Below are 272 nucleotides of genomic sequence, written 5' to 3'. Positions count from 1 at the left end.
CGTGTATGACTTCGCGTCCGGGGTGACCGTCACGGCCAGTTTATGCGCGGCTGTGCCGACCTTGATCTCGGCGAGACCGTAGCGGAACGCGGGCTTCGACAGATCGACGAGCGGCGTCGGCGCTTCGTAGTAGCGGCCTTGGTACCAGAACGCGCGCGCCCATTCGAGCGGTGCCTTCCAGCCCCACGTGAAGAACGAGTACCACGGCACTTCGCGGATGCGTCCGCGCAGCGCGAGCACCGACACGTACACGTTCGGCCCCCACGCTTCGC

1 protein-coding gene is annotated in these 272 nt (G+C 66.5%); it reads right to left on the bottom strand.

Features of this window, described 5'->3' with window-relative positions:
* Positions 1-272: hypothetical protein (locus tag SB753_RS37315; protein ID WP_410805174.1), on the bottom strand; the 272-nt coding region annotated here is incomplete at both ends.

It is taken from the genome of Paraburkholderia sp. SIMBA_053, assembly GCF_046534895.1.
GTDB classification, from domain to species: Bacteria; Pseudomonadota; Gammaproteobacteria; order Burkholderiales; family Burkholderiaceae; genus Paraburkholderia; species Paraburkholderia caledonica.
The sequence above is the reverse complement of the archived record's forward strand: the minus strand, read 5'-3'. Positions and strand labels throughout refer to the sequence as shown.